Genomic DNA, 25,327 nt, shown 5'->3' with positions numbered 1-25,327 from the left:
TCACCGGGCCACGGTCGCGAGAACATCGTGGCCGAGCCGCCGGATGACATCCGTGGCCAGCCGGTGACGCACCAGCTTGCCCTCCCGCGCCGACCGCACGAGGCCCGCCTCGCGCAGCGTCCTGAGGGCGCGGGAGACCTGTGGCTCGCTGGAGCCGAGCCGGGCGGCGAGCTCGGAGGTGGTGATCGGCTCGCCCAGCAGATGGCGGCACAGCTCCATCCGGGCGGGCGAGGTCAGCGCCATCAGCCGGTCCTGGAGATCCCGCACGGTCAGCTGCCCGCCCGGGTCGGCGGCCGCCACCGGGTACTGCACCGCCACGCACGAGGGGTGTTCGTTCTTGACCGTGAGATGCGGCCACACCCGGGCGGACGGCACGAGCACGAGGGGACGCGGGGCCACCTTCACCTCGTCGATCTGCAACTTGTCCAGCCGCACCCGTTCCCCCGGCCCGACCCGGTCCGCCGTCGGCAGCAGCTCGGCGAGAACGTCCGCGGGCGACCGGGTCGCGAGCCGGCGGCGTACCTCCCGCGCGTGCTCCTCCAGGACCGGCCGGAGCGCCCGCCAGTCCTCGGCGAAGAACGCCGTGTCGGCGGCCAGCAGCACCGCCAGCAGCCGGTCCCGCAGCTCCAGAGGTGAAGCCACCAGCTGTCGCGCCAGCTCACCGCGGGCGTAGGAGCGGCGCAGGCAGCGGCGCGCGTACTCCTGCGCGGCGGCACTGCCGGGGCGCAGCTCGCGAGCCGGCGGCACGGGAACCGCCGTGGTGCCGAGGACCCCGGGCGCCACCAGCTCCAGGAACTCCTCGGCCCGCAGCGCCGCGATCGCCGCCAGCTCCTCGTCCAGGCCCGCCGCGAGCGGCACGGCCCGGGGAAAGAACAGGCGGCAGCGGAAGCGGGCCCAGAGAGGGGCGAAGAAGAGGAGCTCCTCACCCAGATCGGGGTCCGCCGCGCCCGCGCGGGCCGCCCAGCCGGCGGCCTCCGGGTGGTGCTCCGGTTCGGCGAGCACATGCAGGCTCGCCATCAGTTCCGACAGTGCGCAGGGCCCGGCCACGAGATCCGCCGGGCCGAGTCCTCCGAGGTCGAGGACGATGCTCACGCTGTCACCGTACGGCGGAACTCACCGCACCGGCGCCCCCGGGCCGAGCGGGATGCCCAGCAGGTACCAGGCGAAGAACAGCAGCACCCACACCGCCAGCATGATCATGGCGACCGGCAGCGTGAAGGAGACCAGGGTGCCGATGCCGGCCTTGCGGCGCAGGGTCTGAAGGTAGCCGACGCAGAGCATGAACGAGGTGCTCATCGGGGTGATGGAGTTCGTGCAGGAGTCGGCGATCCGGTAGAGCGCCATGGTGGTGGCCGGCTGCGTGCCGAGCAGCATCAGCATCGGCACCAGCGCCGGGGCGACCAGGGTCCACAGGGCGGAGCCGGAGGTGATGAGCAGGTTCATCAGCGCGACCACGACGATCAGCAGCGTGAACAGCAGCAGCGTGGGCGCGCCCAGCCGCTTCAGGAAGTCCGCGCCCTCGACCGCGACGACCGTGGAGATGTTGGTCCACTTGAACAGGGCGAGGAACTGGGACACGGCGAAGAAGAGCACCAGCAGCGGGGCGATGGAACGCACCCCGTCCGCCATGAACTCCGGGATCGCGCGGCTGCCGCTGATCCGCCCGGTGAGCCGCCCGTACACGGTGCCGACGATCAGGAAGAAGACGGTGAGGAAGACGGCGATGGCGTCCATGAAGGTGGACTCCACGATGGCGCCCCCCTCGCCGCGCAGCGGCGACGAGCCGGGCACCATCGCCAGCACGATCAGCGCGGCGTAGCCGAGCACGGCCACTCCGGTCAGCTTCAGGGCGCGCAGCTCGGTGGCGTCGTCGACCCCGGCCGCGACCACCTGCCGGGCCGCCGCCGCCTCCAGGTCCGGGTCGGGGACCAGCCGGTGCTCGCGTCTGGCGAGGATCTTGTCCACGACCAGGGCGATGGTGCCGGCCAGCAGGAACGCCGAGACGGTGGTGAAGTACATGTTGTCCGTCGCGCGGACCACCACGTCCTTGTCGACGAGCTGCGCGGACTCCGTGGCCACCGACGCGAACAGCGCGTCACCGGGCGCGATCAGCGGGTTGGCGTCGCCCGCCGCGTTGATGGAGACGAACGCGACGATCATGCCGAGCATGGGGGAGCGCCCCACGGCCCGGAACGCCACCGCCCCCAGCGGTATGAGGACCACGTACGCGGAGTCCGACAGGAACTTCCCCAGCACGCCGCCCAGAGCCACCCCCAGCACCACCGACCGCGGCGACAGACCCGACAGCGTCCGGCGGGCCAGCGCCTCGAAGAGCCCCGAACGCTCGGCGACCGCCACGCCGAGCATCACCATCAGCACGATGCCGAGCGGGCCGAAGGTCACGAACGACTCCTCGGCGCCGGTGACCAGGTCCCGCACGGCGTCCGCCGACAGGGCGCTGCGCACGCCCACCAGATCACCCGAGGACGGATCCTCGACCCGGAGCCCGGACACGTTCAGCACCCAGCTGACGAGGGCGACGACCCCGCCCAGGATCCAGAACAGCCAGAACGGATGAGGCAGCGCGTTTCCCGCACGCTCGACCAGGTCGAGGAGCCGGGAGCCCCGCCCCTCCTCGCCGGGCTCGGGGGCCCGCACCTCCGGGGTGCGGTGGACGGGTGTGCTCATGGCGGTCTCCTGTGGGAACGGGGAGGACACGAAAGGGAGGCGGGAAGGGGAGGAAAGGGAGAAATCAGGACGGCAGTCCTGCTTGCGCTGCACAGTAGGACCCGTGTCCGCTCCCGTCACCGTTCGGCGCCACAGTTGACCTCATGACGTCAAGTGATCGCCCCCGCCCCGGGCGACTGCATAGCGTCACGAGCGTGACCTCGTACGACACACCCCACGCCACCGCCACCACCCGCACCGGCCGACCGGAAACCCTCCAGGACGGCGCCCTGTGGCGCCGCACGCTCCACGTCCCGATGCGGGACGGAGTCGCCCTCGCCGCCGACCTGTACTCGGCCTCACCCGCACCGGAGACGACCGCGCTCCCGGTGCTCCTCGAGCGCACCCCCTACGGCCGGCGTGCCCAGCGAGGCTCGGACCAGGACCGCGCCGACGCGCCGCTCCCGAGGCCGGAGGAGATCGCCCGCCACTTCACCGACGCCGGCTACCACGTCGTACGACAGGACTGCCGGGGCCGAGGCGACTCCGAGGGGACCTTCGTGAAGTACCTGGGTGAGGGCCCGGACGGCGCGGACACGATCGCCTGGATCAAGGAACAGCCGTGGTGCGACGGCCGGGTCGTGATGACGGGCGTCTCCTACTCGGCGCACTGCCAGGCCGCCGCGGCCGCCGAGGGCACCTCGGGCCCGGCGGCCATGTTCCAGGACTCGGGCGGCTTCTCCTCGGCGTACGACGCGGGGCTGCGCATGGGCGGCGCCTTCGAACTGAAGCAGGTGACCTGGGCCCTGCGGCAGGCGCTGAGCAGCCCGGAGGCGGCTTCGGACCCGGTGCTGTCGGAGGCGTTGCTGCGGGTGGACGTGGCGGGCTGGTTCGGCGCACTCCCGTGGCGCCCCGGCTGCACGCCCCTCCGCCACCTCCCCGCGTACGAGAACTACCTGCTGGAGCAGTGGCGCCAGGACACGTTCGGCGACTACTACCGCACCCCGGCGATCTACGGCCGGGGTTTCTACGACCGCTTCCCGGACGCGCCGAGCCTGCACATGGGCAGCTGGTACGACCCCTACGTCCGCTCCACGATCGAGAACTTCACCGCCCTGCGGAAGCTGAAGTCGGCCCCCTCCTACCTGGTCATGGGCCCGTGGACACACGGCCACCGGTGCGAGACGCACTCCGGCGACGTGGACTTCGGCCCCCGCTCGACCCTCGACGGCAACCTGGCACCCTCGTACCTGGAGTTCCGCCGCCGCTGGTTCGACAGGGCGCTGGGCCGACAGGACGCGACCGGAGAGGACCTCCCGGCGGTCCAGTACTTCCTCATGGGCGGAGGCGACGGCAGACGCGACGCGGCAGGCCGGATGCGCCACGGCGGCACCTGGCGCACGGACACGAGCTGGCCCCCGGAGTCGACGTCCCCGGTGAACCTGTACCTCACCACCGACGGCGCCCTGTCCACCACCCCGCCCACCGCCCCCGTCGCAGCCGTCACCTACGACTTCGACCCCCGCCACCCGGTCCCCACCATGGGAGGCCAAGTCACTTCGGGCGAACCGGTGATGACGGGCGGAGCGTACGACCAGAACGCCCCGGACGCCCGGGTCCACGGAGCCCGCGAGCCCTACCTCCCCCTGGACTCCCGCCCGGACGTGATCAGCCTGAGCACACCGCCCCTGGAGCGGGACGTGGTCCTGGCAGGCCCGGTCTCGGCCCGGCTCCACATCTCCACGTCAGCCCCCGACACCGACTTCACCATCAAACTCATCGATGTCCACCCACCCAACGCCGACTATCCCCACGGCTTCGCCATGAACCTCACCGACGGCATAGTCCGCTGCCGCTTCCACCGCTCCTGGGAACACCCCGAGCCGCTCACCCCCGGCACGATCTACGAGATCGAGGTGACGGCCCCCGACACGGCCAACCTCTTCGCCACCGGCCACCGCATCCGCCTGGACATCTCCTCCAGCAACTTCCCCCGCTTCGACGTCAACACCAACACCGGCGAACCCGAGGCAACGGCGCGCCGCACCAGGACAGCGACGAACACGGTCCACATGGACGCGGGGCGTTCTTCCCACCTGCGGGTGTGGCTGGAGGGGGGAGCGTCCGCGCTGCGATGACCGGGCAGCACACCGCGATCAGCAAACGTGCGTGCTCGACCCCGCCCTTCAGTTGGCGGTCACGCAGTCGTTCGAAGGGGAGGACCTGCCTGTCGGCGGGATTCCGGACTGGTTCGCGGCCGTCAGCGGGGGAGGACCCGGGCCGGTCCCCGATTTCGCGTCACGAGGTGTTGAGCGCTACGCCGCCGCGATCGGGCAGGGCACGTGGGATCTACAGGAATGGCTGTACCAGTTCGACCCCGACTCCGAGTTCCGAGGGTGGGCCTGGTGGGACCTGACCCGACCAGGAGACCATCAGGTGCGGATCTGGGTCGACACATGGGGCGAATCCTTCTTCGCCTGTGACGAACTCCGATGGCTCGCATACGTCTCCGGTGCCGAAGAAGTCAGTGGTCCGACTCTGGTGAGGTCCGCCGACTGGATCGCAGACAGGAGTTGAGACTCGGATGAAGGCCGCCCGCACAGATCCGTGGGCGGCCTTCATCCACGCGGTCAGCCGGCCGCCCGGGAGGTGCCGGTGACCGGCCAGGAAGTGAGGGACACCGGCTCCCCGCAGTCCTTGGTGTCCTGGTTTCCGCGGCACACCTTCAGGTCGCCGGTGGTCGTCGGCAAGTAGGCGCCCAGCCGGATGTTCACGGGCGCCGAGCCGGTGCCGCACTGCGTTGCCTGTTTGGTGTAGGGCCCCGGGACGAGGTCACGCATCCACCGCACCCACACCGAGTAGCACTCGGATCCGCTGTTGCGCAGCTCGCCTTCGATCACGAGGGCTGAGAAGGGTGCTCCGCTGTCACTCGCCTCGGTCCATCGTGTACCCGCCGCGGTGGCGGTTCCGTGCGTCGCGGACCACGCCACGGGCCCGGCCGCCGCACCACCGGTGGTGGCCGCTGCCGATCCTCCTGACACGGACGGTGCGGCGATCAGGGCCGCACCGGCGCACAGGGCTGACTTCAGAAAGATTCCGCGCGGCTTGACGTTCAATTCGTCCCCCTCGAACCGATGTGATTTTCCCGAGGGGCGATAAACGCGTGCGGTCGACACCTCCCCCGGTTGGCGATCAAGAGCCTCACATAAGCGAACGTGCTCGCACAAGAAACGGCAATGACTTGACTGGATATCGGCCATACGCGCCGAATCCGGTTGACCGGCTCACCGATGAGGGTTAGTGGTCACCGAGCGTCGCGCCCCATCACTGCGCATCCGGCTCGCGACCCACTGATGTAGGCGAAGCAGCCCCGGGTGTTATTGAATGAAATGTCCGATCAGGAACGTCGGGCCCCTGTCGCACGTGGGCTGATACGGCCCCGGCACCGTGCCGGGGTCGGTGAGCGAGCTTGAGAGAGCCGCATGGACTCCACACCCTCCCCCTCTCCTCCCCCTTCGTCCTCGTCACCGTTCGAAACGGTCAGCAGCGCCCTGGGGCGGTACATCCCGCGCGGCGGAGCGGCAGCCGCCACCGATTCCCCCGGCCCGCGTCCCGACCGCCCCGCCCGCCGACGCCTGACCGCCGACCCCGCCCCGGGCCCTCAGGAGCAGATCCTCGGCGCGGTCAACCTGGACCAGGACCTGAGGATCACCGGCTACAACCTGGCCGCCCCCGTATTCGCGGGGCTGGACGCCGTGGCCGGAAGCCCTTTCGTCGATCTCCTGCCTCCCGGGGACGTACCGACGGTCACCCGGCGGTTGCGGCAGGTCCTCGAAACCGGTGAGCCGCACGTCGCCCGGGTCCAGCGCCTGCGGCGCGGCGACGGGTCGGAGCTGGTGGTCTCGATGAGCATCCTGGCCGCCGCGCCGCCCCAGGAGGGCCTGACCGTCTCCCTGATCGCCATGGCCAGGAGGCTGCATCTGTACGCCGCCGAGACCGCGATCGGCACCTCGCTGGACATCGGCGAGACCGCCCAGTCGCTCGCGGAGTCCCTGCTGGCCTGGGGAGACGTCGCCGCCGTCGACCTCGACTTCGCCGTGTGGACGGGCGAGGGCGTCACCGAGCGGCCGCACGGGCGCATCCGGCTGCGGCGGGCGGCCCTGGTGCCGGACCGGGCGTGGCCCGAGGGCTACGTGACCCCGGGCGACGACCTTCCCAGCGACGCGAGTCGCCTGCTCTCGCAGGCGATACGCCGTGACGACGACGCTCAGGCCCTCGTCCTGCCCGACCGGACGGCGATCGAGCGGGTACTCGGCAGCCCGCGCCTGGTACGTGCGCTGGTGCCCGGCGACCAGGCGGCGGGCGTGGCGTGCATACCGCTGATCCTGGACGGCACGCCGCCCGTCGTCCTGGGCGTGGCGGAGATCTGGCGGCGGGCGGACCGCCCCTTCGACGACAGCGAGCTGCTCGACCTCCAGGAACTGGTGACCAGGACCTCTCACCACGTGGACCTGGCCCGCCGCCACCAGCGCGAGCACACGCAGGTGCTGGCCCTGCAGCGCCGGCTGCTGCCGCGGACCGGCGGCGACACCATCGAGACCGCCAGCGTCTACCAGCCAGCGACCCCCGACAGCGCGGGCGTCGGCGGTGACTGGGTGAACAGCTTCCCGTTGCCGGACGGCCGTACCGCGCTGGTGGTCGGAGACGTCGTCGGGCACGGCCTGGGGGCCGCGGCGACCATGGGACAGCTGAGCATGGAGGCCCGCGCGCTGCTCTCCGCGGGGCTGGCGCCCGACGAGGTGCTGGAGCATCTGGACGAGACCGTGTCGCTGCTGGACGACGCGGAGTCCGGCCTGGCGGCCGGCTACAGCGCCCTCGGGTCGACCTGCTGCATCGCCGTCTACGACCCGGTCAGCCACTGCGTGGCGCTGTCCAGCGCGGGCCACCTCCCGCCCGTCCTGGTGCCCCCGGACGGACCGGCCGGCCCGGTCGCGGTCCGCCCCCACCCCGGCCTGGGCGCCGAGTTCGCGCTGCGGGAGCCGTTCGGCGTGCACGTGTTCGCCGCACCCCCGGGCTCGCTGCTCGCCCTCTACACCGACGGCCTGGTGGAGGATCCCGCCGTGTCGATCGACAAGGGCATCGGCAGGCTGGCGAACACCGTGTCCGCGGTGCACCCCTGGGACGCCCTCCAGCAGGCCGCCCGGCACGTGGTCTCCGAGCTGGCGCCCGTGCGGCGGCGCGACGACGTGACCCTGCTGCTCGCCCGCATGATCGGCTACCGCAAGGAGGACACCGCGACCTGGCGCCTGCCCGCCCGCGACGACGCGGCCGCCCGGGCCCGCACGCTGGTCGCCGCGCTGCTGAAGCGATGGCGGACCAGGGACGACACCAGGGACAGCGTGCTGCTGGTGGTGGACGAGCTGGTCGCCAACGCGGTCCGCTTCGCCCGCGGCCCCATCACGGTACGGCTGATCAGAACCGGTCACGGGCTGTTGTGCGAGGTGGGCGACACCGGCAACGGCAGGCCGCGGCTGGGCCCGGGCGCGCTCCTCGACGACGCCGGCCGTGGTCTGCACGTCGTGCACCGACTCACCACCCGGTGGGGGGTGCGGTGGACGGACACCGGCAAGGTGGTCTGGGCGGCGGTCGCGAGGTGACGGGACCGCGAAGCCGAGCCGGGCGGCCCGCCCCCGAAGCCGAGCCGGGCGGCCCGACCGCTGATGCGGGCAACAGCCGCTGCCCTTCGGCCCGACCGCCGATACGGCTACAGCCACTCCCCTTCCAGGGCGGTGGCCGTGAGCCCCGGGGCCGCCGCGTACAGGACGGCACGACTGCCCGGCTCCAGCCCCCTGTCGTGCGCCCTGCGCAGGATGTCGAACACGGCGGCGCCGCCGCGGTTGCCGCTGGTGTAGCTGTCCCGGCTGTGGTCCAGCAGCCCCGACGGCCACCCGTCGGGCATCGTCTGCTCCATGTACTCCAGCACCCGGGTCCCGCCGGGGTGCGCGAGCAGCACGTCGGGGTGCCAGGAGCCGGGATCGTCCTGGTGTCGGGTGCGCAGCCACTCCCACATGGCGGTGACGGTCTCCTGTACGGCGCGCGGCCCGCGCCGGTCCATCACGAAGTGGGTGCCGTCCGCCCGTGTCTCCAGGCGGTGCAGGTCCTGGGTGCCGGGCAGGGTGTGGTGCCAGGCGGCGTCCAGCCGCAGCACCGACTCGGGCCTCGGGCGGCCCGTGACCACCGCGGCGACCGCGGTGTCCGCGAACAGCAACCGGACGATCAACGACTCCAGCGTGTCGTCCGCGGGCTGATACGTCGTGCTCAGTGCCTCCGCGATCACGACCAGCACCACCCGGTCGGGGTCCGCGGCCACGAGATCCGCCGCCAGCGCGAGGGAGCGAGTCCCGGCGATGCACGCCCACTGCGTGGCCGGCAGCAGCGTCACGTCCTGGCGGAGCGGGAGTCTGTCGGCCAGGGCGACGTCCAGGCCCGGCAGCGCCGGGGTGGTGGAGTTGCTGGTGATCAGGCAGTCGACGTCCGCGGGGTCCAGCCCGGCGATCTGCAGAGCCCCACGCGCCGCTTGCTCCCCGTAGGACCGCACGGCCGCCCAGGCCGGTGCTGTGCGCTCCTGGACGGTCTGCGGCACCGGTATCGCCTCGAGCGAGGCGATCACGCGGTCCACGTCCGGCTCGGCGAACCCGTCGCGGGCCAGCGCCTCTCGGGCGGCCCCGACCCCGGCCGCCAGACCGCTCCCCTCGCCGGGCGCGACAGCGGTCTCCAGCGGCAGCATCCACCCGCGGGCCTCGATGCCCGTACTGGCCGCGATGCCGTCGATCCGCGGCGCCCACGCCGCGTGCGGGTGCCGCTCGCGCACTTCCGCCACGATCTGGCTGGTCTTCACGGTGTGCCGGCCGTGTATCACGGCAGGAGGACACAGGTAAGCGGCCACGGTTGGCACCTTTCTGCGGGGAGCAAGGGGGAGAGGGGGAGAAGAGGGGGAGGAGAAGAGGGGGAGGAGAAGAGGGGCGCACCAAGTCGATGCCGGTGCGCTTCACTTCGGGCGCCCCGGCGTGCGATCCGAGCATGGACACCAAAAGGACATTTCCGCTGTGACCTGGGCAACTTGGGCCGACTTTGGGTGCGTGAATCGGCACACACACCGCAAAGGCCCCGGACCTTGATCGGTCCGGGGCCTTTCCGTTGTCGAGTCGAGTCGAGTCGGGTCGAGTCGAGTCGAGTCAGCTCGGCTCGGCTCAGCCGACCCGCGGCAGCAGGGAGAAGACCTTGCCCCCGTCCTGGGCGACCAGCACGTCCTCGTAGAGCAGGAGTTGGGGCCGGCCCCCGAAGCCGGGCCTCGGCTTGCCGGTGTCGACGTGACCGCGCCAGACCTGCTCACCCGTACGCAGATCGAGCCCTGACAGGTCTCCGGTCGGGCTGAAGAAGTACACGACCCCCTGCCCCTCCGACACTGCGGGAGACGCCATGCTCTGCATCGTGTCCTGACCGGGCACCTTGACGCCCACCGGGCGGGTCCACAGGGTCTTCCCCGTGGTCAGCGAGTAGGCCGAGGCCTTCCCCTGCCGGGACACGGAGATCAGACGGTCCCCGGAGATCTCCGACGCGGCCACCGCGCCCTCGCTCCGATAGGGGTGCGAGGTCCGCTGCCCGGAGCCGCTGATGGTGATCAGCTCAAGGTCCTCGCCTGCCGCGCCCTTCGCCGCCATCAGGACCATCCGCCCCTCCGAGGTCCCGATGAGCTCCGCCCTGCCCGGGACGGTCGTGACCTTCCTGGCGTTTCCGGTGGCGGGGTCAAGACGGAAGACGTCCGTGTCGTCCGGCTTCTCGGTGTCCCGCGTGCACAGCAGATAGGGAGCACCGCTCAGCACGGCTCGCTGGCACACGATGCCCTTGTCCCAGGTGTGGCGCCACTTCTCCTTGCCGGTCAGGGGATCGAGGGCCGACACCGAGCGGACCGACGGGGTGTTCGCCAGCACCGCGCCGTCGATGAGCATGGCGGCCTGGCCGGTACGGTCGTCCTGCGGCATCTCGACCGTCCACAGCACCTCGCCGTTGTCGGCGTCCACGGCCATCAGGTCCGTACCGCCGGCGTAGTCCCCGTCGGGCAGGTTCTCCGCGGTGTGGTTGCGGTAGGCGTACACCACCCCGTCGCGCGCGGCGAACGGATGGTCGATCCCGTCGCCTTCGCGATTGACCGTGACCGTCCACAGCCGCTTGCCGGTGTTGGCGTCGAACTTCGCGACGTCGTACTTGGATCCGGCGCAGTACAGCGCGGAACCGGCCACCAGACAGCCCCGCCCGCTGTCGCCCGGGGCGCCGCTCTGCCACGGCTTCCAGCCCTCCGGCGGCGTCGCCGGCGACGCCGCCGGCCGCACCGGCCGGTCGTGCTCGCCGGTATCGCCGCCCCCGATGCCGACCACCGCGCCCACGGTGATCGCGGCAACGGCGACCGCCGCCCCCGCGGCCTGCGAGAAACGGCGCCGACCGCGCCGCCGCAGCACCTTCTCGACCAGGTCCCCGGGCGCCCGCACCCCGTCCAGGGCGACCGCGTCCAGCGTCTCCCGGACCTTTCGCTCCACTCGCTCCGTCGTCATCCCTGGACCTCCTTCGGCGCGTAGCCGACCGACTGGACCTGTTCCGCGGGCCCTTCGGGCCCGAGCTCCGGTACGAGCGCCCGGAGCTTGGCGAGCGACCGGTGCGCCGTACTGCGCACCGTGCCGACCGGACAGCCCAGCAGCGCCGCGACCTCGGCTTCCGGCAGATCCTCGAAGTAACGCAGTACGACCACGGCCCGCTGACGTTTCGTCAGTCGGCCGAGCGCCGCCCACAGCGCGATCCGCAACTCGGAGTCCGCCCCGGCGTCGGCGTCCGTGCCGGACTCGGGCAGCACGGGCACCGTCGTCTCGGCACGGTGCCTGCGCAGCCGCCAGCGGTTGACCTGCTGGCGGTACATCACCTTGCGGACATAGGCCTCGTGCTGCTCGATGTGCGCCCAGCGCCCGTAAGCCTTCATCAGCGCGATCTGCAGCAGATCCTCCGCGGCATGCCGGTCCCCTCCGGTGAGCAGCACCGCGAGCCGCAGCAGCGCGGTGGAGCGCATCGCTACGAACTCCCGGAACTCGTCGTGATTCGAGGCCTTCATCGACCCTCCCCTTCTCAAACGACCACGACGCGACGAGCCGCCCGGTGCTATCCCTCAGAGAGCGAGATTGTTCACCGGGGGCAGTCGAATGCGGCGTCCCCACCGCTCGCGGGGATGCGCTGACCAGCCCGTTTCATCGCGCTTCCCGTGGGTGCCGAGGGGTGGGATTGGGCGGCTGCTCGGAGGAGACCGGCCCCTGGTCCATTACGGAAGTCTTCACCGCCGAGACCGCGGGCCGCCTACGGCTTGGGCGCCGGCTGTTCCCCCGACCCTCGGACGATCAGGCGAGTGGGCACGGTGATGGTGCGCGCACGGGAGCGGTCGCCGTCGAGGCGGGCCAGGGCGGTGGCCGCGGCGCTGCGGCCGATTTCCCCTGGGTCCTGGGCGACGACCGTCAGGGCCGGTTCCAGTGCTTCGGCGAGGGACACGTCGTCGAAGGCCACGACGGCCACGTCCTTGCGTTTGCCGCGGGCGAGTTCGGCGACGATGCCGAGCGCCATGATGTTGTTCCCGGCGAACAGCGCCGTGGGGGGATCGGGCAGTTCGAGGAGTTGAGCCGTCACCGCCTCCGCCCCCTGCTGGTCGTGCGCACTGGCGACCAGCGACCGGTCGTAGGGGATGTCGGCCTCTTGCAGGGCCGCCCGGTAGCCGGCGAGGCGTTCGCGGCGGGTGTACAGCTTGGTGGGAAGGTCGCCGACGAAGCCGATGCGGCGGTGGCCGTGCGCGATGAGGTGGGCGACGCCCTCTTGGGCCCCCGCGCGGTTGGAGCTGACGATGCTGTCGGTGGTCAGGCCGACTCCGGGCCGGTCGAGGAAGACGACGGGCAGCCCCGCCGTACGGTGCGACTTGAGGTCGGAGTGGTCGGCGCCGACGGACGGCACGACGATCAGGATGCTGACGCGCCGGGCGAGGAACTGTGCCGTCAGGGCGCGTTCGCGCTCGGGGTCGTCCGCGGACGAGCCCATGAGCAGTGTCAGTCCGCGGTCCCGGACCGTTTCCTCGATACCGCGGGCCACGGCTCCGAAGAAGGGGTTCGCCAGGTCGGGGACGACCAGCCCTACGGTCGTGTCCGGACCGCCGACGCGGATGTTGCGGGCCATGAGGTTCGGCTGGAAGCCGAGCTTGGCCACCGCGGCGAGTACCTGTTCCCGGGTCCGCGCCGAGACGGGCCCGTCCTCGTTGAGGACTCGGGAAACCGTCTTGGCGCTGACACCTACTTCCCGGGCGACATCGGCCAAGGTGGGGCGGCGGCTCGCTGCCATGGAGGAAACCGTCTCCTGAGTGCTCCCGGGTTCCGGGCCGCGGCCTCGGCCGGAACGTGCGAGAGCGGGTTGCGCCGTCAGGTGGCCTGTACTCCGGCGGCCTTCGCGGCCTCGGAATCCGCTACGACAGTATCTCCAGACTCGTCGACGGTGAGCGCGCCGGTCATGATGGCCACGACCTCCGCCATGGAGTAGTCGGACGGCTTGATCACGGCGGCGCGCCGGCCCAGCCGGTGCACGTGGATCCGGTCGGCGATCTCGAAGACGTGCGGCATGTTGTGGCTGATCAGGACGACCGGCATGCCCTTGTCGCGGACGCGGCGGATCAGGTCGAGGACCTGACCGGACTCCTTGACGCCGAGGGCGGCGGTGGGTTCGTCCATGACGACGACACTGCGGGCCCAGGCGACGGCGCGGGCGACCGCGACGGCCTGCCGTTGTCCGCCGGAGAGGGTCTCGACCGACTGGGTCAGCGAGCGCAGGCCGATCTTCAGGTCGGCCATGTGCTCGGCGGCCTCCTGGCGCATGCGCTTCTTGTCGAGCATGCGGAAGGCGCTGCCGAGGATGCCCGGGCGACGCAGCTCGCGGCCGAGGAACATGTTCGAGGCGATGTCCATGGAGGCCGCCACGGCGAGGTCCTGATAGACCGTCTCGATGCCGTGGGCGCGCGCGCTCTGCGGGCCGGAGAACTGGATCGGCTTGCCGTGGAGGCGTATCTCGCCCTCGTCCGGCACCACCGCGCCGGTGAGGGCCTTGATGAGGCTGGTCTTTCCGGCGCCGTTGTCGCCGATGACGGCGAGCACCTCGCCGGGCATCAGGTCGAAGTCGGCGCCGTCGATGGCGGTGACATGGCCGTAGCGCTTGACCAGACCGCGAGCCTGCAGAACGGGGGTCTCGGTGGTGGTCATCGTGCCTTCCTCCGGGAGATTTGGTCGACGGTCACCGCGAGGATCACCAGGACACCGGTGATCAGGGTCTGGTAGATCGAGGCGACGCCCATCAGCTGGAGCCCGTTGCGGAAGACGCCGACGATGAGGACGCCGATGAACGTGCCCAGGACCGACCCGCGTCCGCCGAAGAGGCTGGTGCCGCCGAGCACCACGGCGGTGATGCTGTCGAGGTTGTCGGTCTGCCCGGCCTGCGGGTCGCCCACCCCGGTGCGGGAGATGAGCAGCAGGGCGGCGATGCCGTACAGCACACCCGCCGTGGTGTAGACGCCGATGGTCAGCCGGGAGGTGCGGATGCCGTTCAGCCGTGCCGCTTCCGGGCTGTTGCCCAGGGCGTAGACGTGACGGCCCCAACTGGTGCTGCTCAGCGCGTAGGCGAGGAGGAGGAACAGGGCGATGGTGACCAGCGAGCCGTACGTGATGTCGGTCTTGCCGAGCGGGAAGGTCTGCCCGAGGGCCGTCAGCGGGCCGGGCAGGTTGCTGACCGTCTGCTCCTCCGAGTAGATGTGCGTCAGCGCGAACGCCACATTGAGCATGCCCAGGGTGACGATGAACGGCGGCAGCGGGATCTTCTTCACCAGTGCCCCGTTGAGCATGCCGAAGCCGCCGCAGACGACCAGGCCCAGCGCGATGGCGGCGAGCGGTGGCAGGGAACCCTCGGCGGCCGTCTTGGCGATCACGATGCTGCCGAACGCCATCACCGCCCCACAGGACAGGTCGATGCCCGCGGTCAGGATGATCAGGGTCTGGCCGATGGCCAGCGTGCCGACGACCATGACCTGCTGCACGATCAGCGAGAAGTTCCCGCCGGTGAGGAACTGGTCGGTCGAGACGGAGAAGAAGACACAGGCCAGCAGGAGGGCGACCAGCGGGCCCGTGGTCGGTTGCGTGAGCAGTCTGCGGACCGTGGTCGGCGCTTTGAGCTCCGCGTACGGCGTGGACGTGGAGGGTGGCGTGGACGTGGCAGTCATGCGAGGTCCTTGTCGGAAGACAGAAGTCCTTGTCCGTCCCGTCCGTCCTCGTAGGGCGGCAGGAGGACGAGGGGGCGGCCGCCCCACGGCGGGGAGGAGAGGCCGGCCGCCCCACTGAGGCGGGTCGAACGGAGGCGGTTACAGGGGCAGTTGGAGGCGGCGGCTCAGCCCCAGCAGTTCTCCAGGCCGTAGGCGGTGTCCTTGGAGGCGACCCCGTCCTGCGCCTTGTCGGTGATCAGGGTGACCCCGGTGTCGGTGTAACCCGACGCCTTCTTGCCGTCCTTGGCGTAGGTCACGACGGCCTTGACGCCCTCGGCGGCCATCTTCAGCGGGTACTGCTGAGAGGTCGCGGCGATCTTGCCGTCCTTGACGGCCCGGGTGCCGGTGCAGCCGCCGTCGACGGAGACGATCAGAACGTCCTTCTCCCGGCCCTTCGCCTTGAGCGCGGTGTACGCGCCCAGCGCGGCCGGTTCGTTGATCGTGTAGACGACGTTGATGCCGGGTTCCTTCTGGAGGCAGTTCTCCATCGCCGTCTGGCCCTTGGACTGGTCGCCGCCGGTGTCCTGAGCACAGGCGACGTCCTTGTCGGTGGCGCCGAAACCCTTGAGGAATCCGTTGTGCCGCTGAACGCCCACGGACACACCCGGCGCGAGGTCCAGGGCGGCTATCTTCGCGGTCTTGCCCTTCATGGCGGCCTTGGCGTACTCGCCGATCAACTCGCCGGCCTTGAGGTTGTCGGTGGCGAAGAGGGCGTCGACCGCGCTCTCCGGCTCGGTCGGGGTGTCCAGGGCGATGACCAGGACTCCCTTGGCCTTGGCCTTCTCGATCGCGGGCACGATCGCCTTGGAGTCGCTGGGGGTGATCAGGATGCCCTTCACACCGGAGGCGACCATGTTCTCGATGGCCGTGACCTGACCGGCGTTGTCGCCGTCGAACTTGCCGGCCGCGGTCATGAGCTTCACGCCTTCGGCCTTCGCGGACTTCTCCGCGCCCTCCTTCATCTTGACGAAGAACGGGTTGGTGTCGGTCTTGGTGATGAGGCCGACCTTGACCTCGCCCGAGCCGGTGCTCGCGCTGCCCGATCCCGATCCGGATCCACAGGCGGTCAGGGCGAGCGCTGCGACACCCGTGCACGCAGCGGCTCTGAGCAGAGAGGAGGGCAGACGAGAGGTGCGTGACATGAACGACTCCAGCGGGATGTCGGGCGATTGGCCGGCAGCGGGGCCTGCCGTCCCGCGATGTCAACGATGACTGATGTCATCGTTGACACTGCTTGGCGAGGATGATGGACTCCGTTCCCCGGCAACGTCAATGCCTTTCACTCGTCACAAATCGGCAACGCACCTCGGCGGTCGCCCGCCTGAAGCCGTTCGTCGGCGTGCCCGGGTCATGCCCGTTTTCGCTCCGCCCGTTCCGAGAGAAGAGCAGCCATGAGCCCACCCCAGATCACCGTCCTCGGTGAATGCGTCGCCGACGCGTTCACCGAACCCGCGCGTGCCCGGAACGAACTCGCTCTGCGCGTGCTGCCGGGCGGCGGACCCGCCAACACGGCGGTGGCCCTGGCCAGGCTCGGCACTCCGGCCCGCCTCCTCGCGCGGCTGTCCGGCGACGTGTTCGGCCGCCTCTTCCGGACCCACCTCGCGGCATCCGGCGTGGACCTCTCCCACGCCGTCGAGGCCGCCGAGCCCAGCACACTCGCCGTCGCCGAGCTGGACGACCAGGGCCGGGCCGAGTTCTCCTTCCACGCCCAGGCCACCGCCGACTGGCAGTGGACGAGCGCGGAACTGGCCGGAGTGGAGCTGACCGACACCGCCTGTGTGCACACCGGGTCGCTGGCCCTGGTCAAGGACCCCGGGGCGGCGGCGGTGGAGGACTTCCTGGCGGCGGCAGCTCCCCGGGCCACCATCAGCATCGACCCCAATGTCCGCCCGCTCCTGGTGCACCCCGAGGTCTACCGTGCCCGCCTGTCCCACTGGTGCGGCCTCGCGGACGTGCTGCGGCTGAGCGAGGACGACCTGGAACTCCTCCTGCCCGGAACGCCGCCCGAGCAGGCCTGCGACACCTGGCATGCGGCGGGGGCGCGGCTCGTCGTGATCACACGCGGCGCCGACGGCGCCCTGGCCTCACTCGACGGGGAGCGGGTCCAGGTGCGGGCGGTGCCGACTCCGGTAGTCGACACGGTCGGAGCGGGAGACTCCTTCACCGCCGGCCTGCTGCACCACCTAGGCACCCACGGACTCCTCGGCGGCAGACTGACGGACCTGAGCCTCGGCGATGTCGAGGCAGCCTGCCTGTTCGCCGCGCAGGTCGCGGCTCTGACCTGCTCGGTCGCCGGGCCCAACCCGCCCTGGCAGGACCAGCTGGCGCAGCTCACGCCGGACCCGTCCGTCGCCCGGCACCTCGACTCCACTCACTGAATCCCACTGACAAGGACGGAAAACCATGACGAAAACCCTGCTCGCCGAGTTCACCGCCCGAGAGGGAACGGAGGACGAGGTCGCCCGCCTGATCGGGGACTACGCCCTGAAGGTGCGCGAAGAGGAAGGCAACCTGGCCTTCGACGTCTACACCAAGGCGGCCGACCCCCGCGCCTACTGGATCTTCGAGGTCTACCGCGACGAGGACGCCTTCCAGGCCCACCTGAACGCCCCGTACGGCGCCCCGTTCAACGCCGCCCTCATCCCGCTGATCGAGGAGGACGCGTCCGTACTCACGTTCCTCAGCCCGTGTGCTCCCTCCCGCGCATGACACCCATGCCGTCGTACCCGTCGCGGTCCACACATGCTCCAGGGCGGTGTCTGCCGCCGGACGGTTAGCATCAGGACTCCGGCGTGGCTCCCAGCAAAGGCGACGATCATGGATCCGGCCGCGGTAACTCCGCTTCCCGCGGGCATCAGCCTGCGCGAGTTGCTGATGGCTCTGGGCGATTCGCTGGTGGAGGTGCAGGCCGCTCCCGCGGGACTGGACGTCGAGATCCGTGGCGTGGCCCTGCTCGATCCCGAGGAGCCGCCGGCCACTCAGCCGGGCGAGCTGGTTCTCGTCATCGGTGCCCGTGGCCGAGCCGCCTATCCCGCGCTGCGGGCCGCCGGGCGCGACGGAGCCGCCTGCGTCGTGGTCAAACTGGACGGTCCCGGTCAGGCCGCGGCTCTCAGCGAGACCGCCACCGAGGCCGGGGTCGCCCTGCTCTCGCTGCGCGGCGAAGCACGCTGGGAAGAGGTGCACGCGTTGGCCCGCGCCGCCCTCGACGACGCGCCGCCGGGCCAGCGCGGCGAAGCCGACGAGAGCGACCTGTTCTCGCTCGCCCAGACCACCGCCATCCTCACCAGCGGCATCGTCAGCATCGAGGACGCCGCCAACCGGGTGCTGGCCTACTCCCGCTCCACCGACTCCGACGAGATCGACGACCTGCGGCGGCGGTCCATCCTCGGCTGGCAGGGCCCCGAGGCGTATCTGGCGAAGCTGCGCGAGTGGGGTGTGTTCCAGCACCTGCACTCCAGCGACGAGGTGATCAGCATCGACAGTCACCCCGAGCTGGGGATCCGCCGTCGGCTCGCGGTGGCCATCCGGTCCGGGGACCGGCAGTTGGGGACCATCTGGGTGCAGGAGGGCTCGACACCACTGTCCGAACACTCGGGCCAGGCACTGCTGGGTGCCGCCCGGGTCGCCGCGCTCCATCTGGTGCGCCGCCGCCGGGAGCTCTCCGAGAACCTGACGTTCACCCGAACCCTGCTGGCCGGACTCCTGGAGGGGAACACCGGGCCTCAGCCGCTGGCCACCCACCTGGGGTTCGACGCGACCCGCCCGGCCGCCGTCCTGGGCTTCTCGTACGGAACCGCGGAGGTCGTCGCCGCACCGGCGCTGACCCATGCCGAAGTCACCAACCTGGTCTCCGTGCACATAGCCGCCCGGCACCGCAGCGCGCTGGTCACACAGCTCGATCCCCGCATCTACGTGCTCCTGCCCCAGTTGCCGCGCAGCATCGACATAGCCACGCTGCGCGGCTGGGGTCAGGAGATCACCGACGCCGTACGCCGACACCTGGGCCTGCCCCTGCGCGGCTCGGTCGGTTGCGTGGTGCCCACGCTCGGCGACGTCACGGAGTCGCGCCGGGAGGCCGACCGCATCCTCGACGCCATGCTGGGAGCCGACGTACACACCGCGGTCGCCGCGTTGCCGGACATCCAGTCGGAAGTACTGGTCAGTGAGGTGCTGACGCTGCTGTCCGGCCACCCCGAGATACGGGATCCACGGCTGACCGCCCTCGTCGCCCACGACAGCCGGCACCAGGGCCGCCTGGCGGAGACCCTTCTGACCTACCTGAATGCCTTCGGTGACGTACGGGCGGCCGCCGCCCAGCTGCATGTGCACCCCAACACGCTGCGCTACCGCCTTCGCCGGGCCGAGGAGCTGACCGGCCTCGACCTGAGCCGCCCTGACCAGCGGCTGCTCGCCATGCTCCAGTTGCGGCTGCCGCCCGGCACCTGATCCCGCTTCCCCTCCGCATTGGCGGGCCGTACAGCCATCGGCGCCGAATTCGTCGTACTGGACAAGCACGCCGCCCCATGACTCCTCATACGCTGGCGCAAATCTCCTCCCGCTAGTGAAACGGACCGCTTCTCATGAGGAGGCGGAGCGCAGCGCGGCCGTGCAGGTGACGACCCCATCACCTGCACGGCATCCGGATACCGCGCCGTCGCACCCTGAACGCCTGCGGAAGCTTCAAGGCCATTGGCCTCCCCTTTGCCATGCCGGCCTGCTTGTCCCCCCGGCGGTCGTCGAGGCGACCGGAGCCCGGGTCTCCCGGTGATCCGGAGCCCCGGTGATCTGTGAACCGGTGGCCGGTGGCCGGTGAAGCAGCACCCACGGTTTCAACCACGGCAGCCACTCCCCACACGGCTCCCCAACCCCTCAACGGATGGATGTCGACATGACCACACGTCCCCCAGATGCTCCGGCCTCTGACACCGCCCCACCTGCCGACGGTCACGCCCCGGAGCAGGCAGGCCTGAAGGCCGGTCTCAAGAACCGCCATCTGTCCATGATCGCCATCGGTGGTGTGATCGGCGCCGGCCTGTTCGTGGGCTCCGCCTCCGGTATCGCCGCCGCAGGGCCCGGCATCCTGCTGTCGTACGCGCTGGTCGCGGCCCTGGTCGTGTTCGTGATGCGGATGCTCGGCGAGATGGCCGCGGCCTACCCGACCTCCGGCTCCTTCTCCGCTTACGCGGACCGGGCGCTGGGCCGCTGGGCCGGGTTCTCGATCGGCTGGCTGTACTGGTTCTTCTGGGTTGTCGTGCTCGCCGTGGAGGCGACGGCGGGTGCCGTGATCCTGGAAGGGTGGGTACCGGCCGTGCCGCAGTGGGCATGGGCGCTGATCGTGATGGTGGTCCTCACCGCCACCAACCTGATCTCGGTCGGTTCCTTCGGCGAGTTCGAGTTCTGGTTCGCAGGCATCAAGGTCGTCGCCATCGGAGGCTTCATCCTCCTCGGCGGCCTGGCGATCTTCGGTGTGCTGCCCGGCTCCGACCACGCCGCGACGGGCTTCGGCAACCTCACCGCACACGGCGGCTTCCTGCCGAACGGCGGCGGAGCGATCCTCACCGGCATCCTGCTGGTCGTCTTCTCCTTCATGGGGAGCGAGATCGTCACCCTCGCCGCCGCCGAGTCCCCGGACGCGCGGCGGGCGGTCGCGAAGGCCACCCGGAGCGTCATCTGGCGGGTCGGCGTCTTCTACATCGGCTCGATCCTCATCGTGGTCTCCCTGCTGCCCTGGAACGACCCCGCGATCGAGAAGAAGGGGTCGTACGTCGCGGCCCTGGACACGATCGGCATTCCGCACGCCGGCGAGATCATGAACTTCATCGTGCTGACCGCCGTGCTGTCCTGTCTCAACTCCGGCCTCTACACCGCCTCCCGTATGGCCTTCTCCCTCGGGCAGCGTGGCGACGCTCCGCGGTCCTTCGTACGGACGAACGCGCGAGGCGTCCCGCAGGTCGCGATCCTGGCCTCCGTGGCCTTCGGCTTCGTGGCGGTCGCCTTCAACTACCTCTGGCCGGACACGGTGTTCCAGTTCCTGCTGAACTCCTCCGGGGCGGTCGCGCTCTTCGTATGGCTGGTCATCTGCTTCTCGCAGCTGCGGATGCGGGGGATCATCTCGCGCGAGAACCCGGAGAAGCTCGTCGTCCGGATGTGGCTGTTCCCGTATCTGACGTGGGTGACGATCGCGATGATCTCGTTCGTGCTCCTCTACATGCTCACCGACGACAAGGAGGGCGGCGGACGGACCCAGGTACTGCTCTCCTTGCTCGTGGCCGCCCTGGTGATCGCGATCGCGCTGGTCCGGGAGCGCCGGCGCCCGGAAAGCCACAAGGACGTGACCGCGCCCCAGTAGCAGCAGCGGACGCTGCGCATGGCTTGGCTTGGCATGGCCGAAGTGACGTGGGGTGCCCTCTCTTTGTCGGGAGGGCACCCTGCGCCCTTTCTTGCATTGTGAGGGGATGCGTCGCGGGCGCGGGTGCGTATGAGAGCTGGTCACGCACGCGCGGCGGAGCCGACCGGAAGCCGGGGACGGAGGAGGGGCGGTTGTGAGCGACCGCTTGCGTTGATACCGGTAGGAGTTTTCAAAGGCCCCTGACGAAGATTGGTCTGGAGCCTGCTTTAACGTCCTGGGCCCTCGCTCCATATGCCGTACCACTAGCTCACCTTGTCGGCCGAGCCGGATGCCGCGGTAACGACCCTCAGATAGCCGCCAATCGTATGAACTTACCCAGTCGCAAAGGCGTGAACATGCTGGAAACGGTAGGCGCGCCTAACATGCAAGCATGAGTCAAGAAGACGGCTACGTTCCCTTTCCAGGTCCCGGGTGGTTCAAAAGTGAGCCGAGCAGCCCCATCATCAAGATGATGGCAATGCGCCTGGTCGAAGAGGGATGCTCCGAATTCGGTCGGGCTGGCCCACCCTCGGCCCACCCTCTCAGTGGACGTCAGTGGACTACACACCACCGCGACTGCTACGCCAAGTGGCAGCGGAAGCTCGGGTACCGGGGTGCGGACGCGGACGGCTGGCCGGGAGCAAAGTCCTGGGCCAAGCTCCGGGTTCCCTTTGCGGAGTGACGGTAACTCAACGCCGAGCTCCGCTTTATCAGTCCGATCGGAAAATCGGCTCACGTTCCTGGACCGCCGCATCCACGTTGCCATGCCCACCCCAAAGGGAAACCGTCGCGATCCGCTCGTGTCCACTTTCGTGAATGCCTGGTGTGGATGGACAACACACCAGGTTCCCCTGAGACCTTTGCCCACGCTCGCCTTCGGGCGGGGGCGTTTCGTCGTGTCCGGGGTCAGAGAGCGTCGGTCTGTCGCCGAACGCCAGCGAGCGCCTTCCCCCAGGGATACGTCTGGGGGTTCCCCCGCCTCGGAGAGTGCGCCTCACCCTGCTCGCCGACGAGCGCCGCGTGCACCGCCCGCCCCGCATCCCCGATCAGTGCGGGCAGGTCCCGGGAGAGCGCAGCGTAGCGGCAGGCCTGGAAAGCCACGCAGCAGTCGAGGCGACGTTGCAGAACATCCCGCGGGGGCACGTCTCGTCGCGGTCGGGGGCGTACAGGGCGTCGATGACGCGGGGGGCGTCAACGGGCTGGGGCTGTCTGCGGGCTGCTGGGGCGAGGTGTCGGTCAAGAACTGCTCCAGGGGGACGCGGAGGATCTCGGCCGCGCGCACCAGTACCGAAAGCGCGGGTCCTGTTGGCCCTTGCCACCCTCGATGTCCTACACCCAGCGTTTCATCTGGCCTATGAGGTGGCCGAAGTCCGACTGGGTGTAGCCGAGCTCGGCTCGCCAGTAGGCGATGCCCCGGCCGATACCGTCACCGCTACCCCGGAGGGCCAGACGATTCGCTGGTAGCCGAAGCAGGGGGAGCTCTCGACCGTCAGCGTTGATGTCAGATTCGATCTGCACAGGGCCCAGGTGGGATCTGCCTCGTGCATCGGTGCCACACGTGGCTGCTGCGTGTCGCCGCCGTCCGGGGGTGTTGATGTCAGAGTTGGATGTCAGTGGAACAGCTCCGGAACCGGGCAGGACTCCAGCGCGAGCACACGTCTAGCGTCTCAGGCGTGTCATCCCTGCCGGGAGATGCCATGAGTTGGCGCGGCTGCCCTTCACCCACCGTCCGGTGCCGAGAAGGACTGCGGCCCGGCAGGCCAGAGGCTCACCGGGACGGGAGGCGCGTATGGCATCGATGATCTCCCACATGGGCAAGAGCCATGTCTTCGCCTCGCCGGGCTCCAGACGGCAGACGCTCCCCTGCATCGTGAAGTCGACGGCTCTGACGCGAGAAGGCGCGCCGCCCCAGTAGGAGTGACGTCCGTCGGATATGCACGGCACGCGCACACTCACAGGTCCCCGGCCAGTGTTGCGTACGACCACACTGAAGGCGTCATGCACGTACGATTCGAACTCTGCGCCTTGGACGCGTTGCATGTCCGTCGTAGTGCGATCGACAACCTCCGAGACGATGGATGGGACAGGCTCTCTACCGTCATGAATCGAGATCGACAGTTCGCAGCGCACCCGGGCGCCGCTCAAGAAGTGGCTAGCGACTTGCCAACTGAGTGACACCGTAGACACAGCCAAGCTGAGAGCGGCGACAGCGAACGCCCCGGACGTGTCGGTCATTCAAGGATGATATGGGCGTCGAAGCCGAGACGGGAGAGGTTCCCCGTTCGGGCCACCTCTCTGGGCAGGCGGTCACACCAGGCACCACAGGTGCGGAACGTCTAAGCACTGGGCCGCAGAGTTTGAGATGAGAGCCGCGAGCTTGGGAGGCTCAGGGTATCCGGGGCATGCTCCGGGACTGACCTGCGGCACGGCGGGCAGTTGGCATGTTTCCGGTGTTCCTCGTGGCTCCCCGCACGATCTGGCATGTATATGGCAGGAGCCTTTGCCACGAACTCTCGTGCGAAGGTGACCGTTCGAGGCCTACTCCTCGTGAGGGTTCATGTGGATCCAGCGTCCGCCGCCCTCGTGTCGCATCTCCATGCCGACATAAGGCTGACGAAGTCTGGCATCTTTGGCGGGAGCCGTGCTGATCTCTTTCACCACGAGTGCTCCGCTCGGATGTACGGCGTAGGTGACGGTCAGACGGCGATTGTCCGCGTGACGCCACACCCCGCCGCGCTTCGCGCGCTGAATGAGCGCCAACAGCCCCTCGGCGACATCGGCTTGGCTTTGTTTGTTCAGCGCATCGAACTGTGCACGCGCGGTTTCAACGAAGATCAGATCCCTAATCACGCTTCCCCCCCATACGTGAAGCGCCCGCCAGGACTTGCGAGCATGAATGAACGTTAGGAGACGAAGCCGTGGAGCACTACGGCCTTGAGGAAACTGGCGGTCGTGCATGTCGACAGGGCGTCTCTTCAGCGCCGCTGACCGTGGGATCGCTTCTTCTCGAAGCAACTTGGCTGAACGCCCGACTTTGAGCTGGTGAGCCTCGCACTTGCTGCGACGATTCGGCGCCCACTGGATGTCAGTTCATGATGTTCCGTGAAGTGGTCGCACAGAGCGTCCCCGTCTCTGATGATGTTGGGATGTCCGACGTCTTATGGAGCAAGCTCATCGGAACGGTTCCCGCAGTACTCTGGGTGGCCTTCGCCGCCACGGTGTACTTCACTCTGCGAGGAACAATCGTTCAACGCATGGTGCCGCGGTTGACCGCCGTACGCGCACTCGGAGTTGAGGTCGAGCTCGCTGGCGAGTTGCTCGATCGCGCTCAGGATGAGAGCACGACGACTGTCACTGCGACTGCCAGGCGTACGGCGTTGGGCAGGCTGGAGCATGCCGCCGACGTTCTGAGAGGCGGCAAGTTGCTGTGGGTTGATGACCGCCCTGAGAGCAATGCCCCACTAGTCGAGCTATTTCGCACCGCCGGCATGCATGTCGATGTGACCCTGTCGACTGAGGAGGCCACACCCCTGTTTCGCCGTAGGCCGTACGACATCATCGTGAGCGACATTGACCGGGACGGTGACCGGCAGGCAGGGATCAAGATGCTGCGCCTGCTGGAGCAATACAAGATCGACGTTCCCGTACTGATCTACACAGGGCGGTTCGATCCAGAGAGGGGCGTTGATCGCAGGATCTTCGCGGCAACTACTGTGCCTGTTGAACTAGTCCATTACGTTATTGATCTCATGGAGAGGGTGCGGCTGGGGTCACTCTGACCTCGCGGTTGGTGTCCCTGGGCACTGGCGAGAAACACCCCCCCGCCGTCCGGCGGGTTTCTCAGTGCGACACAAGGCCCCGGACCATGATCGGTCCGGGGCCTATGCGCTGGTGCC

At 69.6% G+C, this 25,327-nt stretch carries 21 protein-coding genes; 10 read left to right on the top strand and 11 right to left on the bottom strand.

Going from position 1 to position 25,327, the window contains the following annotated elements:
• Both ABEA82_RS18285 and ABEA82_RS18280 read right to left on the bottom strand, forming a co-directional pair.
• Nucleotides 1-1,092 (bottom strand): ArsR/SmtB family transcription factor, encoded by a 1,092-nt coding sequence (locus tag ABEA82_RS18285; protein ID WP_345662600.1) that lies wholly within the window; start codon nucleotides 1,090-1,092, stop codon nucleotides 1-3.
• Nucleotides 1,093-1,113: 21 nt separating this feature from the next.
• Nucleotides 1,114-2,688, bottom strand: coding sequence for an AbgT family transporter (locus ABEA82_RS18280; protein WP_345662599.1), 1,575 nt, complete (start codon nucleotides 2,686-2,688; stop codon nucleotides 1,114-1,116).
• A gap of 194 nt (nucleotides 2,689-2,882) precedes the next feature.
• On the opposite strand from ABEA82_RS18280, the gene ABEA82_RS18275 reads away from it, so the two are divergent.
• The gene (locus ABEA82_RS18275) at nucleotides 2,883-4,805 is read left to right on the top strand and encodes a CocE/NonD family hydrolase (RefSeq protein WP_345662598.1); all 1,923 of its coding nucleotides are present in this window, start codon (nucleotides 2,883-2,885) and stop codon (nucleotides 4,803-4,805) included.
• 31 nt (nucleotides 4,806-4,836) lie between these two features.
• On the top strand, nucleotides 4,837-5,244 hold the full coding sequence (locus tag ABEA82_RS18270) for a hypothetical protein (protein ID WP_345662597.1): 408 nt from the start codon (nucleotides 4,837-4,839) through the stop codon (nucleotides 5,242-5,244).
• 53 nt (nucleotides 5,245-5,297) lie between these two features.
• Here ABEA82_RS18270 and ABEA82_RS18265 read toward each other — a convergent pair whose 3' ends face one another.
• A complete protein-coding gene (locus ABEA82_RS18265; protein WP_345662596.1) occupies nucleotides 5,298-5,567 on the bottom strand; it encodes a hypothetical protein in 270 nt (89 codons plus the stop codon).
• A 582-nt stretch (nucleotides 5,568-6,149) separates the two neighbouring features.
• On the opposite strand from ABEA82_RS18265, the gene ABEA82_RS18260 reads away from it, so the two are divergent.
• Nucleotides 6,150-8,324, top strand: a complete 2,175-nt coding sequence (locus tag ABEA82_RS18260) for an ATP-binding SpoIIE family protein phosphatase (protein ID WP_345662595.1) — start codon at nucleotides 6,150-6,152, stop codon at nucleotides 8,322-8,324.
• 107 nt (nucleotides 8,325-8,431) lie between these two features.
• On the opposite strand, the gene ABEA82_RS18255 is transcribed toward ABEA82_RS18260, so the two are convergent.
• The 7 genes from ABEA82_RS18255 to ABEA82_RS18225 all read right to left on the bottom strand — a co-directional run bounded on the left by ABEA82_RS18255 (nucleotide 8,432) and on the right by ABEA82_RS18225 (nucleotide 16,185).
• Nucleotides 8,432-9,613: a beta-ketoacyl-[acyl-carrier-protein] synthase family protein gene (locus ABEA82_RS18255; RefSeq protein ID WP_345662594.1), complete on the bottom strand. Its 1,182-nt coding sequence runs from the start codon at nucleotides 9,611-9,613 to the stop codon at nucleotides 8,432-8,434.
• A gap of 304 nt (nucleotides 9,614-9,917) precedes the next feature.
• Nucleotides 9,918-11,276, bottom strand: a complete 1,359-nt coding sequence (locus tag ABEA82_RS18250; protein WP_345662593.1) for an outer membrane protein assembly factor BamB family protein — start codon at nucleotides 11,274-11,276, stop codon at nucleotides 9,918-9,920.
• A complete protein-coding gene (locus tag ABEA82_RS18245) occupies nucleotides 11,273-11,824 on the bottom strand; it encodes a SigE family RNA polymerase sigma factor (RefSeq protein WP_345662592.1) in 552 nt (183 codons plus the stop codon). Before ABEA82_RS18245 ends, ABEA82_RS18250 begins: the two co-directional genes overlap by 4 nt.
• Nucleotides 11,825-12,063: 239 nt before the next feature.
• Nucleotides 12,064-13,086 (bottom strand): LacI family DNA-binding transcriptional regulator, encoded by a 1,023-nt coding sequence (locus ABEA82_RS18240; RefSeq protein ID WP_345662591.1) that lies wholly within the window; start codon nucleotides 13,084-13,086, stop codon nucleotides 12,064-12,066.
• A 77-nt stretch (nucleotides 13,087-13,163) separates the two neighbouring features.
• Nucleotides 13,164-13,994 (bottom strand): ATP-binding cassette domain-containing protein, encoded by an 831-nt coding sequence (locus ABEA82_RS18235; protein WP_345662590.1) that lies wholly within the window; start codon nucleotides 13,992-13,994, stop codon nucleotides 13,164-13,166.
• Nucleotides 13,991-15,004, bottom strand: a complete 1,014-nt coding sequence (locus ABEA82_RS18230) for an ABC transporter permease (protein WP_345662589.1) — start codon at nucleotides 15,002-15,004, stop codon at nucleotides 13,991-13,993. The genes ABEA82_RS18235 and ABEA82_RS18230 overlap by 4 nt, the downstream gene beginning before the upstream one ends.
• A gap of 164 nt (nucleotides 15,005-15,168) precedes the next feature.
• A complete protein-coding gene (locus ABEA82_RS18225; RefSeq protein ID WP_345662588.1) occupies nucleotides 15,169-16,185 on the bottom strand; it encodes a sugar ABC transporter substrate-binding protein in 1,017 nt (338 codons plus the stop codon).
• A 249-nt stretch (nucleotides 16,186-16,434) separates the two neighbouring features.
• Here ABEA82_RS18225 and ABEA82_RS18220 point away from each other — a divergent pair, with 249 nt between their 5' ends.
• The 6 genes from ABEA82_RS18220 to ABEA82_RS18195 all read left to right on the top strand — a co-directional run bounded on the left by ABEA82_RS18220 (nucleotide 16,435) and on the right by ABEA82_RS18195 (nucleotide 23,346).
• On the top strand, nucleotides 16,435-17,421 hold the full coding sequence (locus tag ABEA82_RS18220) for a carbohydrate kinase family protein (RefSeq protein ID WP_345662587.1): 987 nt from the start codon (nucleotides 16,435-16,437) through the stop codon (nucleotides 17,419-17,421).
• Between the two features lie 25 nt (nucleotides 17,422-17,446).
• Complete coding sequence (locus tag ABEA82_RS18215; protein ID WP_345662586.1) at nucleotides 17,447-17,752, top strand: putative quinol monooxygenase; 306 nt, start codon at nucleotides 17,447-17,449, stop codon at nucleotides 17,750-17,752.
• A gap of 108 nt (nucleotides 17,753-17,860) precedes the next feature.
• Complete coding sequence (locus tag ABEA82_RS18210) at nucleotides 17,861-19,489, top strand: helix-turn-helix domain-containing protein (protein ID WP_345662585.1); 1,629 nt, start codon at nucleotides 17,861-17,863, stop codon at nucleotides 19,487-19,489.
• A gap of 442 nt (nucleotides 19,490-19,931) precedes the next feature.
• The gene (locus tag ABEA82_RS18205; RefSeq protein ID WP_345662583.1) at nucleotides 19,932-21,392 is read left to right on the top strand and encodes an amino acid permease; all 1,461 of its coding nucleotides are present in this window, start codon (nucleotides 19,932-19,934) and stop codon (nucleotides 21,390-21,392) included.
• A gap of 430 nt (nucleotides 21,393-21,822) precedes the next feature.
• Nucleotides 21,823-22,113 (top strand): peptidoglycan-binding protein, encoded by a 291-nt coding sequence (locus tag ABEA82_RS18200; protein WP_345662582.1) that lies wholly within the window; start codon nucleotides 21,823-21,825, stop codon nucleotides 22,111-22,113.
• A 1,107-nt stretch (nucleotides 22,114-23,220) separates the two neighbouring features.
• Nucleotides 23,221-23,346, top strand: coding sequence for a hypothetical protein (locus ABEA82_RS18195; RefSeq protein WP_345662581.1), 126 nt, complete (start codon nucleotides 23,221-23,223; stop codon nucleotides 23,344-23,346).
• Between the two features lie 623 nt (nucleotides 23,347-23,969).
• Here the strand turns inward: ABEA82_RS18195 and ABEA82_RS18190 are convergent.
• Nucleotides 23,970-24,281 (bottom strand): hypothetical protein, encoded by a 312-nt coding sequence (locus ABEA82_RS18190; RefSeq protein WP_345662580.1) that lies wholly within the window; start codon nucleotides 24,279-24,281, stop codon nucleotides 23,970-23,972.
• 242 nt (nucleotides 24,282-24,523) lie between these two features.
• On the opposite strand from ABEA82_RS18190, the gene ABEA82_RS18185 reads away from it, so the two are divergent.
• Nucleotides 24,524-25,210, top strand: coding sequence for a response regulator (locus ABEA82_RS18185; RefSeq protein WP_345662579.1), 687 nt, complete (start codon nucleotides 24,524-24,526; stop codon nucleotides 25,208-25,210).
• Nucleotides 25,211-25,327: the final 117 nt, after the last annotated feature.

It is taken from the genome of Streptomyces venetus, assembly GCF_039540295.1.
Taxonomy (GTDB): Bacteria; Actinomycetota; Actinomycetes; order Streptomycetales; family Streptomycetaceae; genus Streptomyces; species Streptomyces venetus.
This window is presented reverse-complemented; position numbering and strand designations above follow the sequence as displayed.

Excerpts from the sequence above, each read along its gene's own strand:
- ABEA82_RS18210 (WP_345662585.1), top strand. The coding sequence starts at position 17,861 with ATGGATCCGGCCGCGGTAACTCCGCTTCCCGCGGGCATCAGCCTGCGC.
- ABEA82_RS18235 (WP_345662590.1), bottom strand. The coding sequence starts at position 13,994 with ATGACCACCACCGAGACCCCCGTTCTGCAGGCTCGCGGTCTGGTCAAG.
- ABEA82_RS18260 (WP_345662595.1), top strand. The coding sequence starts at position 6,150 with ATGGACTCCACACCCTCCCCCTCTCCTCCCCCTTCGTCCTCGTCACCG.
- ABEA82_RS18185 (WP_345662579.1), top strand. The coding sequence starts at position 24,524 with ATGATGTTCCGTGAAGTGGTCGCACAGAGCGTCCCCGTCTCTGATGAT.
- ABEA82_RS18200 (WP_345662582.1), top strand. The coding sequence starts at position 21,823 with ATGAGTCAAGAAGACGGCTACGTTCCCTTTCCAGGTCCCGGGTGGTTC.
- ABEA82_RS18245 (WP_345662592.1), bottom strand. The coding sequence starts at position 11,824 with ATGAAGGCCTCGAATCACGACGAGTTCCGGGAGTTCGTAGCGATGCGC.
- ABEA82_RS18205 (WP_345662583.1), top strand. The coding sequence starts at position 19,932 with ATGACCACACGTCCCCCAGATGCTCCGGCCTCTGACACCGCCCCACCT.
- ABEA82_RS18195 (WP_345662581.1), top strand. The coding sequence starts at position 23,221 with ATGGCATCGATGATCTCCCACATGGGCAAGAGCCATGTCTTCGCCTCG.
- ABEA82_RS18280 (WP_345662599.1), bottom strand. The coding sequence starts at position 2,688 with ATGAGCACACCCGTCCACCGCACCCCGGAGGTGCGGGCCCCCGAGCCC.
- ABEA82_RS18215 (WP_345662586.1), top strand. The coding sequence starts at position 17,447 with ATGACGAAAACCCTGCTCGCCGAGTTCACCGCCCGAGAGGGAACGGAG.
- ABEA82_RS18225 (WP_345662588.1), bottom strand. The coding sequence starts at position 16,185 with ATGTCACGCACCTCTCGTCTGCCCTCCTCTCTGCTCAGAGCCGCTGCG.
- ABEA82_RS18240 (WP_345662591.1), bottom strand. The coding sequence starts at position 13,086 with ATGGCAGCGAGCCGCCGCCCCACCTTGGCCGATGTCGCCCGGGAAGTA.
- ABEA82_RS18250 (WP_345662593.1), bottom strand. The coding sequence starts at position 11,276 with ATGACGACGGAGCGAGTGGAGCGAAAGGTCCGGGAGACGCTGGACGCG.
- ABEA82_RS18230 (WP_345662589.1), bottom strand. The coding sequence starts at position 15,004 with ATGACTGCCACGTCCACGCCACCCTCCACGTCCACGCCGTACGCGGAG.
- ABEA82_RS18220 (WP_345662587.1), top strand. The coding sequence starts at position 16,435 with ATGAGCCCACCCCAGATCACCGTCCTCGGTGAATGCGTCGCCGACGCG.